The sequence below is a fragment of the Mycobacterium sp. E1715 genome, assembly GCF_001667625.1.
In the GTDB taxonomy this organism is placed as follows: Bacteria; Actinomycetota; Actinomycetes; order Mycobacteriales; family Mycobacteriaceae; genus Mycobacterium.
The window spans coordinates 1-14,760 of the sequence record NZ_LZJJ01000559.1 but is presented as its reverse complement, the minus strand read 5'-3'; the positions used below and the strand labels follow the sequence as shown (position 1 = coordinate 14,760).

13 protein-coding genes are annotated in these 14,760 nt (G+C 69.8%); 5 read left to right on the top strand and 8 right to left on the bottom strand.

Annotated features, from left to right (window positions below):
• Positions 1-100 precede the first annotated feature (100 nt).
• From nusG to rplA, 3 genes are all read left to right on the top strand, one after another.
• Positions 101-844 (top strand): transcription termination/antitermination protein NusG, encoded by a 744-nt coding sequence (nusG, locus tag A9X03_RS27355; protein WP_067757427.1) that lies wholly within the window; start codon positions 101-103, stop codon positions 842-844.
• A gap of 30 nt (positions 845-874) precedes the next feature.
• Positions 875-1,303 (top strand): 50S ribosomal protein L11, encoded by a 429-nt coding sequence (rplK, locus tag A9X03_RS27350; protein ID WP_066952006.1) that lies wholly within the window; start codon positions 875-877, stop codon positions 1,301-1,303.
• A gap of 77 nt (positions 1,304-1,380) precedes the next feature.
• A complete protein-coding gene (gene rplA, locus A9X03_RS27345; protein WP_007167783.1) occupies positions 1,381-2,088 on the top strand; it encodes a 50S ribosomal protein L1 in 708 nt (235 codons plus the stop codon).
• 12 nt (positions 2,089-2,100) lie between these two features.
• On the opposite strand, the gene A9X03_RS27340 is transcribed toward rplA, so the two are convergent.
• The 8 genes from A9X03_RS27340 to A9X03_RS27305 all read right to left on the bottom strand — a co-directional run bounded on the left by A9X03_RS27340 (position 2,101) and on the right by A9X03_RS27305 (position 10,013).
• Complete coding sequence (locus A9X03_RS27340) at positions 2,101-3,318, bottom strand: RNA polymerase sigma factor (protein WP_067757430.1); 1,218 nt, start codon at positions 3,316-3,318, stop codon at positions 2,101-2,103.
• A 9-nt stretch (positions 3,319-3,327) separates the two neighbouring features.
• Positions 3,328-4,023 (bottom strand): YciI family protein, encoded by a 696-nt coding sequence (locus tag A9X03_RS27335; protein ID WP_067757431.1) that lies wholly within the window; start codon positions 4,021-4,023, stop codon positions 3,328-3,330.
• 95 nt (positions 4,024-4,118) lie between these two features.
• Entirely contained in the window at positions 4,119-5,015 is an 897-nt protein-coding gene (gene mmaA4 / locus A9X03_RS27330) for a hydroxymycolate synthase MmaA4 (protein ID WP_067757433.1), read from the bottom strand.
• A gap of 80 nt (positions 5,016-5,095) precedes the next feature.
• Positions 5,096-5,977, bottom strand: coding sequence for a cyclopropane mycolic acid synthase family methyltransferase (locus A9X03_RS27325; RefSeq protein WP_067757435.1), 882 nt, complete (start codon positions 5,975-5,977; stop codon positions 5,096-5,098).
• Positions 5,978-6,096: 119 nt separating this feature from the next.
• On the bottom strand, positions 6,097-6,957 hold the full coding sequence (locus A9X03_RS27320; RefSeq protein WP_067757436.1) for a cyclopropane mycolic acid synthase family methyltransferase: 861 nt from the start codon (positions 6,955-6,957) through the stop codon (positions 6,097-6,099).
• An 87-nt stretch (positions 6,958-7,044) separates the two neighbouring features.
• Positions 7,045-7,953, bottom strand: a complete 909-nt coding sequence (locus tag A9X03_RS27315; protein ID WP_067757439.1) for an alpha/beta fold hydrolase — start codon at positions 7,951-7,953, stop codon at positions 7,045-7,047.
• On the bottom strand, positions 7,953-9,296 hold the full coding sequence (locus tag A9X03_RS27310) for an AarF/ABC1/UbiB kinase family protein (RefSeq protein WP_068263927.1): 1,344 nt from the start codon (positions 9,294-9,296) through the stop codon (positions 7,953-7,955). The genes A9X03_RS27315 and A9X03_RS27310 overlap by 1 nt, the downstream gene beginning before the upstream one ends.
• Positions 9,297-9,440: 144 nt before the next feature.
• The gene (locus A9X03_RS27305; protein ID WP_067780520.1) at positions 9,441-10,013 is read right to left on the bottom strand and encodes a DinB family protein; all 573 of its coding nucleotides are present in this window, start codon (positions 10,011-10,013) and stop codon (positions 9,441-9,443) included.
• A 61-nt stretch (positions 10,014-10,074) separates the two neighbouring features.
• On the opposite strand from A9X03_RS27305, the gene A9X03_RS27300 reads away from it, so the two are divergent.
• Both A9X03_RS27300 and A9X03_RS27295 read left to right on the top strand, forming a co-directional pair.
• Positions 10,075-14,229 carry an NEW3 domain-containing protein gene (locus A9X03_RS27300; protein WP_068263925.1) on the top strand — a complete coding sequence of 1,385 codons (4,155 nt, stop codon included), beginning with the start codon at positions 10,075-10,077 and terminating at the stop codon, positions 14,227-14,229.
• Positions 14,226-14,760: hypothetical protein (locus tag A9X03_RS27295; RefSeq protein WP_231975514.1), on the top strand; the 535-nt coding region annotated here is incomplete at its 3' end. The genes A9X03_RS27300 and A9X03_RS27295, both read left to right, overlap by 4 nt.

The following is a 14,760-nucleotide window of genomic DNA, read 5'->3' as shown; positions in this document are numbered from 1 at the left end:
TGGCCTTCATGGTGGCGCTGGTCGGCCTCGCGGATTTCGGCCTCACCAAGCTCGTGCTGCTGGTGTTCGGCTGAGCGATGGATAGAGAGGACTGAAAACCGTGACTACCTTCGACGGTGACACGTCCGCGGGTGAAGCGGTCGACGTAGAAGAGCGCACCGAGGACGCCGAGACCACGGAAACCTCGGCGGCCGAAGCCCCCGAGGAGTCGACCGAAGAGGTCGACCCGGCGGCCGCGCTCAAGGCGGAGCTGCGCAGCAAGCCGGGTGACTGGTACGTGATCCACTCCTACGCGGGATACGAGAACAAGGTCAAAGCCAATCTCGAGACCCGCGTGCAAAACCTGGACGTCGGCGACTACATCTTCCAGGTCGAGGTGCCCACCGAAGAGGTCACCGAGATCAAGAACGGCCAGCGCAAGCAGGTCAACCGCAAGGTGCTGCCGGGCTACATCCTGGTGCGCATGGACCTGACCGACGACTCGTGGGCCGCGGTCCGCAACACCCCGGGCGTCACCGGGTTCGTCGGCGCGACGTCGCGGCCGTCGGCCCTGACGCTTGACGACGTGGTCAAGTTCCTGCTGCCGCGTGGCGCGGCCAAGAAGGCCGCCAAGGGCGCGGCCACCACCGCCGCCGCCGCCGAGGCCGGCGGGCTGGAGCGGCCGGCCGTCGAGGTCGACTACGAGGTCGGCGAGTCGGTGACGGTCATGGACGGGCCGTTCGCGACCTTGCCCGCGACCATCAGCGAGGTCAACGGCGAGCAGCAGAAGCTCAAGGTGCTGGTGTCGATCTTCGGCCGCGAGACGCCGGTGGAATTGACGTTCAGCCAAGTTTCGAAGATTTAGAACGTTAGCTAGGAAGGAACACCAACACCCATGGCCCCGAAGAAGAAAGTCGTTGGGCTGATCAAGCTGCAGATCGTGGCCGGGCAGGCCAACCCCGCCCCGCCGGTCGGACCCGCGCTCGGCCAGCACGGCGTCAACATCATGGAGTTCTGCAAGGCCTACAACGCTGCCACGGAGAACCAGCGCGGCCAGGTCATCCCGGTGGAGATCACGGTCTACGAGGACCGCAGCTTCACCTTCGCGCTCAAGACGCCGCCGGCCGCCAAGCTGCTGCTCAAGGCCGCGGGCGTGGGCAAGGGCTCGGCCGAGCCGCACAAGACCAAGGTCGCCAAGGTCACCTGGGACCAGGTTCGCGAGATCGCCGAGACCAAGAAGACCGACCTCAACGCCAACGACATCGACGCGGCCGCCAAGATCATCGCCGGCACCGCCCGGTCGATGGGGATCACCGTCGAATAGGGACGAACACAGCTAGACGTGGGAGGGCCAGCTTCGGCCCGACTAACCACAACCAACCACGAGATTGGATTGATCGAATGAGCAAGAACAGCAAGGCATACCGCGCCGCCGCCGAGAAGGTGGACCGCAACAACCTGTACAGCCCGCTGGAGGCGGCCAAGCTCGCCAAGGAGACCGCGTCGGCCAAGCAGGACGCGACGGTCGAGGTGGCGATCCGGCTCGGCGTCGACCCGCGCAAGGCGGACCAGATGGTCCGCGGCACGGTCAACCTGCCGCACGGCACCGGTAAGACCGCCCGGGTCGCGGTGTTCGCGGTCGGCGACAAGGCCGAGCAGGCGCAGGCCGCCGGGGCCGACATCGTCGGCAGCGACGACCTGATCGAGAAGATCCAGGGCGGCTTCCTGGACTTCGACGCCGCGATCGCGACGCCCGACCAGATGGCCAAGGTCGGGCGCATCGCCCGTGTCCTGGGCCCGCGCGGCCTGATGCCCAACCCCAAGACGGGTACCGTCACCCCGGACGTCGCGAAGGCGGTGGCCGACATCAAGGGCGGCAAGATCAACTTCCGCATCGACAAGCAGGCCAACCTGCACTTCGTCATCGGCAAGGCGTCCTTCGACGAGAAGGCCCTCGCGGAGAACTACGGCGCCGCCCTCGACGAGGTGCTGCGGCTCAAGCCGTCCGCCTCGAAGGGCCGTTACCTGAAGAAGATCACCGTGTCGACGACCACGGGCCCGGGCATCCCGGTGGACCCGTCGGTCACCCGGAACTTCGCCGAGGCCTGAGTCGCGGGGCGGCTACCCGCCGCACTCAGCGATGCGCCGCCGCAGGAACTCGCGGCTCGGCTCGGAACCGTTGACCGCCAACGCTTCTCGGTACCAGATGACGGCATCGGCTGGCCTGCCGGCGCGCCGCAGCAGGTCGGCGCGCACCGTCGCGACCAGGTTGGAGCGGCTTAACCGGGCGTCGTGCGCCACCTCATCCAGGGCGGCCAGGCCGGCGTCCGGGCCGTCGCGGAATCCGACCGCCAGGGCGCGGTTGGCGCGCACGACCGGCGAATCGGTCAGCCGCACCAACCGGTCGTAGGCCGCGCAGATGGTGGCCCAGTCCGTCTTCTCCCAGGAGGGCGCCGTCGCGTGCACCGCGGCGATCACCGCCTGCGGGAGGTAGGGGCCGGTCGATCCCTCGGCCAGGCGAAGCCGATCCAGGCCCCGGGCGATGCGGCCGCGGTCCCACCGGCGGCGGTCCTGCTCCTCGAGCGGCACCAGCATCCCGGTGTCGCCCACCCGCGTGGCTCGCCGCGAATCGTGCAGCAGCATCAGGGCGGCCAGCGCGTGGGCCTCGGGTTCCTGCGGCATCAGCGCGCACAACTCGCCAGCCAGCCGGATCCCCTCGTCGCACAGTTCGTCGCGGATCGCCGACGGGCCGGCCGTCGACCAATACCCCTCGGTGAACACCGAATACACGCAACCCAGCACGTGCGGGGTGCGCTCACCCAGCAGCTCGGCCGGCGGCACCCGCAGCGGGATGTTCGCGTGCCGAATCTTGCTCTTGGCGCGCGTGATCCGCTGGCCGATCGCCGCGTCGGTCTGCAACAGCGCGCGGGCGATCTCGGTGACGGTCAACCCCGACACCAGCCGCAGGGTTAGCGCCAGCTGCGACTGGCGGTCCAGGGCGGGGTGCGCGCAGGTGAACATCATCCGCAGTTCGTCGTCGCGCACCGGAGACGGGTCGGTGTGATCGGTGCGCGCCCGGATTTCGTCGATCACGGCCGCCAATTCCTTTCCGGGGCGGATGGTTTCGCGACGCAGGCGATCGCGCGCCCGGTTGCGGGCGACGGTCACCAGCCAGCCGCCGGGATTGTCCGGCGGACCGTCGCGGCCCCAGCTGCGAAGCGCCTCGGCGCAGGCTTCCTGGACGGCGTCCTCCGCGACGGTGAGGTCGCCGGACCACCGCGCGAGCGCGGCGACGGCGGGCCCCCATTCCCGACGAAAGACGCCGTCCAGGTCGGACACCGGCGTCGCTCAGAGCCCCGAGAGCCCAGCCAGCTGCCGCACCTGCACCGTCGAGGCGGGGATCATCGACGCCAGCTTGACGGCCTCTTCGCGGTCCGCGGCACTCAACAGGTAGATCCCGGTGGCGATTTCGGCGCCCTCCACGTAGGGACCGTCGGTGATCAAAACCTCGCCGTCGCGCACCCGCACGGTCGTCGCCGTGGACCGATCGTGCAACGCGGCGCCGCCGATGATGTGATCACCCGCGGCCGCGTGGAGATCGGCGTGCTTCGCCGCCACCGCCTCCCACTCCGGTGTGCCCGGGGTGTGCGCGGATTCGGCCGGCTCCAGAAGCAGCGCGAGCCAGTCGTTGCCGGTGAGCTCGCGGGACAGCTCGACCGAGTGCACCGTGGGCCACACCTCGACCGCGCCGAACGTGGCGAGCGGGACGTCGCGCGCCAACGCCAGCGCCTCGTCGAGGTTTTCGGCCTCGAACAGGTAGAAGCCGCAGGCCACCTCGGCCGATTCGGCGAAGGGTCCGTCGGTGACCACCGGCGCGTCCGGGCCCCCGGTGATGACCGCCGCGGCGGCGGCGGGCGCCAGGGCGTCCCCGGATTTGATCGCCGCGCCGGCCTTGGCGTGGAACTTCCCCCAGGCGGCCATCGCGTCCGGGCCTTCGGGCGCGCGATCTTGTTCCCTGCTGATCAACAAGGCGAAGTACTGCATGTCTCGTCACCTCCAGATAGCGAGCGAAGCCCCGTGCTCCACTCTCTACCTATCCGACGAACGACGCAGCCCTAATCCGACAGGGGCGGCGAAAATCAGCTGACGGCTCCCGGCTTCAGGTACGTCACCAGGCTGACGTCGAGCGCCTCGTCGGTGAAGTAGTGCTCGCACCCGCGCAGGTACTTGATGTAGCGGTTGTAGACCTCTTCGGAGGTCACCTCGATGGCCTTGTCCTTGTTCGCCTCGAGGTTGTCACCCCAGATGTGCAGCGTCTTGATGTAGTGCGGACGCAGCGAAAGCGGTTCGGGCACAACGAAGCCCGCCTTCTCGCCGTGGTCGACCATCATTTGGGTGGACGGCAGCCGGCCACCCGGGAAGATCTCGGTGATGATGAACTTGATGAACCGCGCCGTCTCGAAGGTCAGCTTCTTGCCGCGGGCGGCCAGTTCGTACGGGTGGAAGCTGACACTGCTCTGCACGGTCATCCGGCCGTCCTCGGGCATGATGTCGAACGTCCGCTTGAAGAAGTCGTCGTAGTTCTCGTGCCCGAAGTGCTCGAAGGCCTCGATCGACACGATGCGGTCGACGGGCTCGTTGAAGTCCTCCCAGTTCTGCAGCCGGACCTGGCGCGAACGGTCGCTGTCGATCGACGCCAACACCTGCTCGCAGCGGGCGTGCTGGTTCTTGGACAGCGTCAGACCGATGACGTTGACGTCGAACCGCTCGACGGCGCGCTTCATGGTGGTGCCCCAGCCGCAGCCGATGTCCAGCAGGGTCATGCCCGGCTTGAGGTCCAGCTGGTCCAGGTTCAGGTCGATCTTGGCGTATTGCGCCTCTTCCAGCGTCATGTCGTCGCGCGCGAAGTAGGCGCAGCTGTAGGTCCGCGTCGGGTCCTGGAACAGGGCGAAGAAGTCGTCGGAGACGTCGTAGTGCGCCTGGATGTCCTCGGGAGCCGTCCGAATCTTCGTCGGGCTAGCCGGTTGATCAGCCATTAGTCTTGTTCTCCTGGATGAAGTTCACTGCGTATTTCCCGCGCACTTGCCTCGGGTGTGACGTGCAACGATACCCAACCTTACTTTTGCAGCGTGAATTGGTTGCAGTCGATGTAGCCCGTACGGAAAGCCCTGGCACAGCCCGTCAGGTACCGCATGTAGCGCTCGTACACCTCCTCGGACTGGATCTCGACGGCCTCCTCCCTGCGCGCTCGCAGGGCCTCAGCCCACAGATCGAGGGTCCTGGCGAAGTCGGCCCGTAGCGACTGCACGCGGGTGACCCCGAAGCCGACCTTCGCCGCGTGCTGCTCGATGGTTTCGATCATCGGCAGGCGGCCGCCCGGGAAGATGTCGGTCACGATGAACCTGATGAACTTGGCGACCTCGATCGTCAGCGGCAGGCCGCGCTCGATGACCTGCTTTCCGTGCAACCCGGTGATCGAGTGCAGCAGCATCACGCCGTCGCCGGGCAGCGAGGTGTAGGCGAACTTGAAGAAGTCGTCGTAGCGGTGAAAGCCGAAGTGCTCCAACGCCTCGATGGTGACGATGCGGTCCACCGGTTCGCTGAACTCGGACCAGTCGCACAGCAGTACCCGCCGCGACCGGTGGGTGTCGATCCCGTCGAGCATCTGCTGGCAGAATGCGTGCTGGTTCCTGGACAGGGTCAACCCGACGACGTTGACGTCGTAGCGCTCCACGGCGCGTTTGAGCGCCGAACCCCAGCCGCAGCCGACGTCGAGCAGGGTCATCCCCGGCTGGAGCCCGAGCTTGTCCAGGGTCAGGTCGAGCTTGGCCAGCTGCGCTTCCTGAAGGGTCATGTCCGCGCGGGGGAAGTACGCGCAGCTATATGTCCGGGTCGGATCCTGGAAGAGCGCGAAGAATTCGTTCGAGAGGTCGTAGTGCGCCCGCACGTCGTCCGAGTTGGATCGCGCACGCGCAGCGCCGGCCGGGTTGTCAGACATCTGTCCTCCCCAGGGGACGGGCACCGATGGGGTGGCCGCCCACTCGGGGACGGTACTCGCCGGGGACCCGAAACGGCGCAGCGGCGCGCGCGTGCGCCGGAGTTTTTGCGCGCCGGCCGCTACTTGGTGAGCGTGTATTGGGCGACGTTCGAGATGCCCTTGCGGAACAGGTCCGCGCAGCCGGTCAGGTAGCGCATGAAGCGGTCGTAGACCTCGACGGACTGGATGGCGATGGCCTGTTCGCGGTTGGCCTCCAGATTGGCGGCCCAGGTGTCCAGCGTCCGGGCGTAATGCGGCTGCAGGTATTGGACCTGCTCGATCGAGAAGCCGCTGGCTTGCGCGAGGTCGACGATATCGGTCTCGCCGCACATCTGGCCGCCGGGGAAGATTTCCTTTCCCAGGAAATGGAAGAAACGCAGATCCGACATCGTGATTTGAATGCCGCGATCCTTCCACGACGACTGCGGATAGGTGAAGATGCTGTGCATCATCATCCGGCTGTTATCGGGCAGCGTCTTGTACGCCCAATCCCAGAAGGCGGGCCAGCGTTCCTTTTTGAAGGCGTCGAAGGCCTCGAAGCTCATGATCCGGTCGACCTGCTCGTCGAATTCTTCCCAGCCCTGCAGCCGGGCCTCGGCCCGCCGCGTCGTTCCGATCGCGGCCAGCCTCTCCTTGGTGCGGGCGTAATGGTTGCGGCTGAGCGTGATGCCGATGACGTTGACGTCGTACTTCTCGACCGCGCGGACCACGGCCCCGCCCCAGCCACAACCGACGTCGAGCACCGTCATTCCCGGCTCGAGCTTCAGCTTGTCCAGCCCCAGGTCGAGCTTGGCCAGCTGCGCCTCTTCCAGCGTCATGTCGTCGTTTTTGTAGTACGCGCAGGTGTACACCATGTTGGGGTCGAGAAACAGCGCGAAGAAGTCGTCTGAAATGTCGTAGGTTGCCTGCGACTCTTCGTAATACGGCTTCAGCTTGGCCATTGGTGGACCCACCTCCTTTGACAACCGTACAACCCGGCGACTCGGACTGAGATCGTAGGGGAAGCGTTTCGTTCGAGTGATTTTGGCTCAGCTCGCCTTGGCGAAGTTGCTCGTCAGCACGCCGATCACCTGATCCCACAACTGCTGTGGCAGATCATGTCCCATCCCGTCGAATAACACCAATCGAGCGCCGTCGATGGCCCTGGCCACCGCGCGGCCCCCGAAGGGGCGCATCAGCTTGTCGGCCCGGCCGTGGATCACCACGGTCGGTGCGGCGGTGCGCCGGTTGTAGTGCTTCAGGCTGCCGCTGCCCAGCACGGCGTCGAAGTGCCGGGCGACACCCCACGGGTAGTAGCTGCGTTCGTAGCTCTCGATGGCCTCGGCCCGCAGCTGCTCCTCGGGCGCCAGGTAGCGCTGGCTGCCGATGATCTTGCTGACCCGGATCGCGTTGTCGACGATCACGTCGCGTGGCGAGTCCGGCGCCGGGCCCTTGATCAGCGCGAGCAACTGGCGGGGGCCGGGCGGCGGCAGGCAGGCCGAATTGTTGCTGGAGAAGATGACGCCCAGGGTCTTGGTCCGCTCGCGGAATCGTGCGGCGAAGATCTGGGCGATCATGCCGCCCATCGACGCACCCACGATGTGTGCGTGCTCGATCCCCAGGTGATCCAGGACGGCCGCGGCGTCGTCGGCCATGTCCTCGAGCTTGTACGGCGCGTCGCTCGGCAGCCCCAGCCAGGAGCGGGCCAACCGCGTCACCAGCGGCTGGCCCGAACCGCGGTGCCGGGTCTTACTCGACAGGCCGACGTCGCGGTTGTCGTACCGGATCACGCGCAGCCCGTGGTCGACCAGCCGCTCGCAGAAGGCGGTTCGCCACAGCACCAGCTGGGCGCCCAGCCCCATGATCAGCAGCACGGGCGGGTGGTCGATGTCGCCCATGTCCTCGTAGTACAGCTTCACCTCGCCGTCCGAGGTGGCGTGCCCGGTGCGGACCTCCATCAGACCTCTTCTGACTGGTGCTCGCGGCTCACCTCGACCATGAAGTTCGCGAAGTAGCCGGTCAGCTGCGGGTCGGACATCATCTGCCACTTCGGCGCCAGCAGCTTCATGTATCGCTCGACGTAGAGGAACTGCTTGCCGATCAGCACCAGCTCGCGGGGCAGCTTCACGTCGTAGGCGTCGGCCAGGGCCGACAGCTGCCGCCCGATGTCGGCGTAGGACATGTCGCCCAGCGTCTGCATGGTCAGCGGGGTGGCGAAGCGCTCCAGGTCCTTGGCGGCCTGGGCCTCGGGCTTCATGGTGCCGACGGCGCCCATCAGCACCACGATCTTGCCCGCCGCGGCGTGGTCCTTCTTCACCAGCAGCGCGTACACCAGCTCGCGCAGCAGCCAGCGGGTGCGGGGATCGATGCGGCCCATGATCCCGAAGTCGAAGAACACGATGCGGCCCTCGTCGTCGACGTAGAGGTTGCCCGCGTGCAGGTCGCCGTGGAACAGTCCGTGCCGCAGCCCGCCCTCGAACAGCGAGAACAGCAGCGCCTTGACCAGCTCGGTCCCGTCGAACCCGGCCTTGCGGACGGCGGCGACGTCGTCGATGCGGATGCCCTGCACCCGCTCCATCGTCAGCACCCGGTCGCTGGTGAAGTCCCAGAACACCTGCGGCACCCGGATGTTGCGGCCCAGCGGCGAGGCGTGCAGGTGTGATACCCACGCCTCCATCGACTGCGCCTCGAGGCGGAAGTTCAGCTCCTCGGCCAGGTTGTCGGAGAAGTCGGCGACCACGTCCTGCGCGGAGAGCCGGCGGCCCAGCTTGGCCAGCTCGACGGCCTGGGCGAAGCGCTTGAGGATCTGCAGGTCGGCCGCGACGCGGCGGCGGATGCCCGGGCGCTGGATCTTGACGACGACCTCTTCCCCCGTGTGCAGCGTCGCGTAATGCACCTGGGCGATGGACGCCGACGCGAACGGCTCCTCCTCCCACTTGGCGAACAGCTCGGCGGGGTCGCCGCCGAGTTCCTCGACGAGCAGCTTGTGCACCTCCTCGGTGTCGGCGGGCGGCACCCGGTCGAGCAGGCCGCGGAACTCGCGGGACAGCGATTCGCCGAACGCCCCGGGGCTGGACGCGATGATCTGCCCGAATTTCACATACGTCGGGCCGAGGTCGGCGAAGGTCTGCGGGAGCTGCTTGATCACCTTCTGCTGCCACGGACCCTTGCCCGGCAGCTTGGTGATGACGCGCGCGGCGGTGCGGGTGACCTGCCAACCGGTGACGGCCACCCGGGCCGCTTCGATCGGCAGCGGCACCCGGTCAAGCCTGGCCACGTCTCGATGTTTGGTAGAGCTCATTCCAGCAGTCTGCCAAATCGGCGGTGTCGAGGCCCAATTCGCTGTGACGGCGCTCACCGAAAACTGCGGAGCGCCGAGCGTGCATTCATGGCGACAAACCGGCCCGCATTTCGCGCTGAGTGCACGTTCGGTGCGGGCCCGCGATCAGGGTCTCGCCCAGGGCTGCACCCAGCCCTCGATCGCCCAGCCCTCCAGCGCCGCGATCAACTCGTACATGGTGGCGCCGTCGATGGATTCGCGGACGATGTCGGCGTGCCCGGCGTGCCGGGCCAGCTCGTTGATGACGTGCAGGATCACCCAGCGCACCGACCAGGCCTCCTGGTTCTTCGGGAACCAGGGGATGTCCTTCGGCACCGGCACCGCGGCGTCGAGGTCCGCGGTCTCCACCAACCGCAGCGATTCCGCGTTCTGTTCTTCGAAGGCCCGCAGCAACCCGTCCAGCGTCTCGTCCGGCCGCATCACGTGCTGGTCGGCGAACTCCTGCGCGATCTGCTCGAACGGTCGCGGGTCTTTCGGCGGCGCGCCCGGCGCGGCGGCGACGCGTCCCATCCAGCTGCGCTGCATCGCGGTGACGTGCTTGATCAGCCCGCCGATCGACAGCGCGCTGACCGAGGGGGTGGACCGGGCCTGTTCGTCGGTGAGGCCGTAGCTGACCGCGAAGTAGGCGCTCTGGTGGAACGCCAGGTACTCGCGCAGGGCGCTGCGTTCGTCGGACACCGGCGGGGCGAGGGCGGGCATTAGCCGATCGTAGATGGCCGGCAGGCCGTAAAGTGCGGGGATGCAGCTGGTTTCGGCCCACTCGACCGAGCTGTTCGTCGGGCCGCGGGACGCTCCGGCGCAGCTGGCGCGGGTGACCGTCTCCGCGGTGACCGAGCCGACGCCGATCCGCATCGACGGGGACGGCGTGAGCGGGGAGGCGGTGGCCGTTGCCGGCGACGAGGTCGTCGAGGTCCCGGTCAGGGTGGACCGCCCGGTCGTCGGGCAGCGGCGGGCGACGCGGGCACTGGCCGCCGGCGCCCGGCAGCCGTTCGAGTTCGTCGTGGCCGAGCCCGGCTGGACGATGTTCATGGTCAGTCACTTCCACTACGACCCGGTGTGGTGGAACACCCAGGGCGCGTACACCAGCGAGTGGGTCTCCGACCCGCCGGGCCGGCAGACCAACAGCTTCGAGCTGGTCCACGCGCACCTGGAGATGGCCCGCCGCGAGCCGGAGTACAAGTTCGTGCTGGCCGAGGTCGACTACCTCAAGCCGTATTGGGACACCCACCCCGAGGACCGCGCCGACCTGCGCCGCTTCCTGGCGCAGGGCCGCGTGGAGGTGATGGGCGGCACCTACAACGAACCCAACACGAACCTCACCGGCCCGGAGACCACCATCCGAAACCTGGTGCACGGCATGGGGTTTCAGCGTCACGTCCTGGGCGCGGACCCGGCCACGGCCTGGCAGCTCGACGTGTTCGGCCACGACCCGCAATTCCCCGGGATGGCCGCCGACGCGGGGCTGACGTCGAGCTCGTGGGCCCGGGGTCCGCACCACCAGTGGGGCCCGGGCGGTGACGTCGACCGCATGCAGTTCTGCAGCGAGTTCGAGTGGATCGCGCCGTCGGGCCGCGGACTGCTGACCCACTACATGCCCGCGCACTACGGCGCGGGCTGGGGGATGGACGAGTCGGCATCGCTGGCCGAAGCCGAGGACGCCACCTACGCGCTGTTCCGTCGGCTCAAGCGGGTCGCGCTGACGCGCAACGTGCTGCTGCCGGTCGGCACCGACTACACGCCGCCGAACAAGTGGGTCACCGCCATCCACCGCGACTGGGCGGCTCGCTACGCCTGGCCGCGCTTCGTGTGCGCGCTGCCGCGGGAGTTCTTCGCGGCCGTGCGCGCCGAGTTGGCCGAGCGCGGGCACGTCCCGTCGCCGCAGACCCGCGACATGAACCCGATCTACACCGGCAAGGACGTGTCCTACATCGACACCAAGCAAGCCAACCGGGCCGCCGAGAACGCCGTCCTGGAAGCCGAGCGGTTCGCCGTGTTCGCCGGGCTGACGGCCGGCGCCGAGCACCCGCAGGCCGCCCTGGCCAAGGCGTGGGTGCAGCTGGCGTACGGGGCGCATCACGACGCCATCACCGGGTCGGAGTCCGACCAGGTGTACCTCGACCTGCTGACCGGCTGGCGCGACGCGTGGGAGTTGGGCCGCGCGACCCGCGACGCCGCGCTGGCGCTGTTGTCCCGCGCGCTCGGCGGGGACGTCGTGGTGTGGAACCCGTTGTCGCGGCAGCGCACCGACATCGTCACCGCGCGGCTGGACGCGCCACTCGGGGCCGGGGTGCGGGTGCTGGACACGGACGGCAGCGAGCTGCCCGCACACGTCGGCGACGAGGGCCGGTCGGTCAGCTGGCTGGCGCGCGACGTGCCGTCGCTGGGCTGGCGGGCCTACCGGCTCGTTCCCGGCGACGGCCCGGCCGGCTGGGAGGAGGTGCCCGGCGCGGCGATCGCCGGCGAGCGCTACCGCGTCGAGGTCGACCCGGCGCGTGGCGGGGGAGTGGTTTCCCTCAGCGACGGCGGCCGGGAGCTGATCGCCGACGGCCGGGTGGGCAACGAGCTGGCCGTCTACGAGGAATACCCGTCGCACCCGACGCAGGGCGAGGGCCCGTGGCACCTACTGCCGAAGGGGCCGGTGGTGTGTTCGTCGGAGTCGCCGGCCCGGGCGCGGGCCTTCCGCGGCCCGTTGGGGCAGCGGCTGGTCGTCACCGGCCGGATCGGCGCGCTGCTGCGCTACACGCAGACCATCACCCTGTGGCACGGCGTCGAGCGGGTGGACTGCCGCACCACCATCGACGAGTTCACCGGGGCCGACCGGCTGGTGCGGCTGCGCTGGCCCTGCCCGGTGCCCGGCGCCATGCCGGTCAGCGAGGTGGGCGACGCCGTCGTGGGGCGGGGCTTCGCCCTGTTGCATGACGGCGCCCGCTCGGTGGACACCGCGCAGCACCTCTGGACGCTGGACAACCCGGCCTACGGCTGGTTCGGCCTGTCGTCGGCGGCGCGCGTTCGGGTGGGCCCGCCGCACGGCCAGGCCGTGCGGGCGATCTCGGTGGCCGAGGTGGTGACGCCGGACGAGGCGGTGTCGGGACCGCTGGCGCGCGAGCTGATGGTCGCCCTGGTGCGCGCCGGGGTGACGGCCACCTGCAGCGGCGCGGACAAGTCCCGCTACGGCGACCTCGACGTCGATTCGAACCTGCCCGACGTGCGGATCGCGCTGGGCGGGCCGGCCCGCAACGCCTTCACCAAGACGGCGCTGGCGCAGGCCGATCCGGTGTACGCCGAGGAGCTCGACCGCCAGTTGGCGACGGCGGGCCGGGCCGCGGTCTGGGTGCCGGCCGCGGCGCCGTTGGCGAAGGTGTGGGTGCCCGGCGCCGACCTGCGCGCGCCGGCGGCGCTGCCGGTGCTGGTGATCGCCGGCCGCGACGAGCCGGGCCTGGCGGCCGCGATCGCGGCGGTGGCCGACGACCTCCGCGACGCCGAAATCGTCGTCATCCAGCGGGCACCGGCGGGCACCGACGAGTTCGACGACCGCACCGTCGCCCTGCTCAACCGCGGCGTCCCCAGCTTCGCCGTCGACTCCGAGGGCACGCTGCACACCGCGTTGATGCGCTCCTGCACCGGCTGGCCGTCGGGCACCTGGATCGACGAGCCACGCCGCACCGCCCCGGACGGCTCGAACTTCCAACTCCAGCACTGGACGCACGCCTTCGATTACGCGCTGGTCTGCGGCGACGGTGACTGGCGGCGTGCCGAAATCCCGAGCCGCAGCGCGCAGTTCGGCCACCCGCTGCTCGCCGTCCCCGCGGGCGGGGCGGGCGGCGCGGCGCCCGCGGCCGGGTCACTGCTGCGCGTCGAACCCGCCGACCGGGTGCAGCTGGCCGCCCTGAAGGCGGCCGGCAACCCGCTCACGGCGGGCAGCGCCCGGCCGGTCGATCCGAGCGCGGTGGCGCTGCGCCTGGTGGAGACGACGGGCGAGCGGGCCGACGTGGTGATCGGCTCCGACGTCGGCGAACTCGCCGACATCCGCCCGGCCGACCTGCTCGAAACCGCGCGCGACGGCCGCCCGCTCGACCTGCACGGCTACCAGGTCGCCACCGTGCTGGCCCGTTTCGATACCCCGCGCGCGCCGGCGGCGTCGGTCGCGCTGGCCCCGCACGCGGAAACCGCCCAGCCGTTGTACGCGCGCTATTGGCTGCACAACCGGGGCCCCGCGCCGCTGGGTGGGCTGCCGGCCGTCGCGCATCTGCATCCCGTGCGGGCGCCCGCCGAGCCGGGCGGCGAGGTCGTGCTGCGGCTCACCGCGGTCAGCGACTGCAGCGATGCCACGCTGACCGGCACGGTCACCGTGGTCTGCCCGGAGGGCTGGTCGGCCAAGCCCGACGAACTCCCCCTCACGCTGCGCAGCGGCGACTTCCGGGAGGCCGACGTGGCGGTGTCGGTGCCCGCCCACGCCCGCCCGGGGCGCTACCCGGTCAGGGCCCAGCTCCGCATCGCCGGCGACGAGGCCCCGGCCGCGTGGCGACAGACGGTCGAGGACGTGTGCCTCGTCGAGGTCGGCGCGACCGACGAGGGGGAACTGATCTACCTCGCCGAGGGCCCCGCCGACGTCGAGTTGGCAGCCGGGGACACGGCGGCGCTGACCGTCACGGTCGGCAGCCGCGCCGGGGCGGATCTCGCGCTCGAGGCTCATCTGATCAGCCCGTGGGGAACCTGGGAGTGGCTGGGCCCCGCCGCGGCGGGCGCGGTCCTGCCCGCCCGCGGCAGCGCCCGCCTCCGTTTTTCGGTGACCCCGCCGCCCTGGCTGGAGCCGGGCCGGTGGTGGGCCCTGGTTCGGGTCGGCTGCGCCGGCCGGCTGGTCTACACCCCGGCGATCAGGGTGACCGTGACATGAGCGAGGTCGCGACGGTCGCCGGTGTTGCGGTCCCGGTCGACGAGGTCGACGCCGCCGAAACGCGGCTGCGCGCCCGGCGGGGCGCGGCCGCACTGCCGGCCGTCGGCACCGCCGAGGGGCGTCAACTGCGGCGCTGGCTGACCCAGCTGATCGTGACCGAGCGGGTCGTCGCCGCCGAGGTCGAGGCCCGCGGCCTGCGCGGGCGGGGCGCGCCGAGCGAGGAGGAGCTGCTGCCCGACGCGACGGCCCGGCTGGAGATCGGCAGCGTCGCGGCCGCCGTGCTGGCCGACCCCCGCGCGCGGGCGCTGTTCGCCGACGTCACCGCCGCCGTGCGGGTCCCCGACGAGGAGGTGGCCTCCTACCACGCCCGCAACCCGTTGCGGTTCGCCGCGCCGGGCCGCGATTCGCACGGCTGGCGGTCGCCGCCGGCCACGCCGCAGCTGGACGACGTGCGGTCGGCGATCGCCGCATGGAGAGCGGCCCACACCTCCTCGGCCGCGCCGCCGCCCGGCGTGGGCCGGACGACGGTGT

Coding starts and splice junctions, on each gene's coding strand:
- rplK (WP_066952006.1), top strand. CDS start 875: ATGGCCCCGAAGAAGAAAGTCGTTGGGCTGATCAAGCTGCAGATCGTG.
- rplA (WP_007167783.1), top strand. CDS start 1,381: ATGAGCAAGAACAGCAAGGCATACCGCGCCGCCGCCGAGAAGGTGGAC.
- A9X03_RS27335 (WP_067757431.1), bottom strand. CDS start 4,023: ATGCAGTACTTCGCCTTGTTGATCAGCAGGGAACAAGATCGCGCGCCC.
- mmaA4 (WP_067757433.1), bottom strand. CDS start 5,015: ATGGCTGATCAACCGGCTAGCCCGACGAAGATTCGGACGGCTCCCGAG.
- A9X03_RS27325 (WP_067757435.1), bottom strand. CDS start 5,977: ATGTCTGACAACCCGGCCGGCGCTGCGCGTGCGCGATCCAACTCGGAC.
- A9X03_RS27320 (WP_067757436.1), bottom strand. CDS start 6,957: ATGGCCAAGCTGAAGCCGTATTACGAAGAGTCGCAGGCAACCTACGAC.
- A9X03_RS27315 (WP_067757439.1), bottom strand. CDS start 7,953: ATGGAGGTCCGCACCGGGCACGCCACCTCGGACGGCGAGGTGAAGCTG.
- A9X03_RS27310 (WP_068263927.1), bottom strand. CDS start 9,296: ATGAGCTCTACCAAACATCGAGACGTGGCCAGGCTTGACCGGGTGCCG.
- A9X03_RS27300 (WP_068263925.1), top strand. CDS start 10,075: ATGCAGCTGGTTTCGGCCCACTCGACCGAGCTGTTCGTCGGGCCGCGG.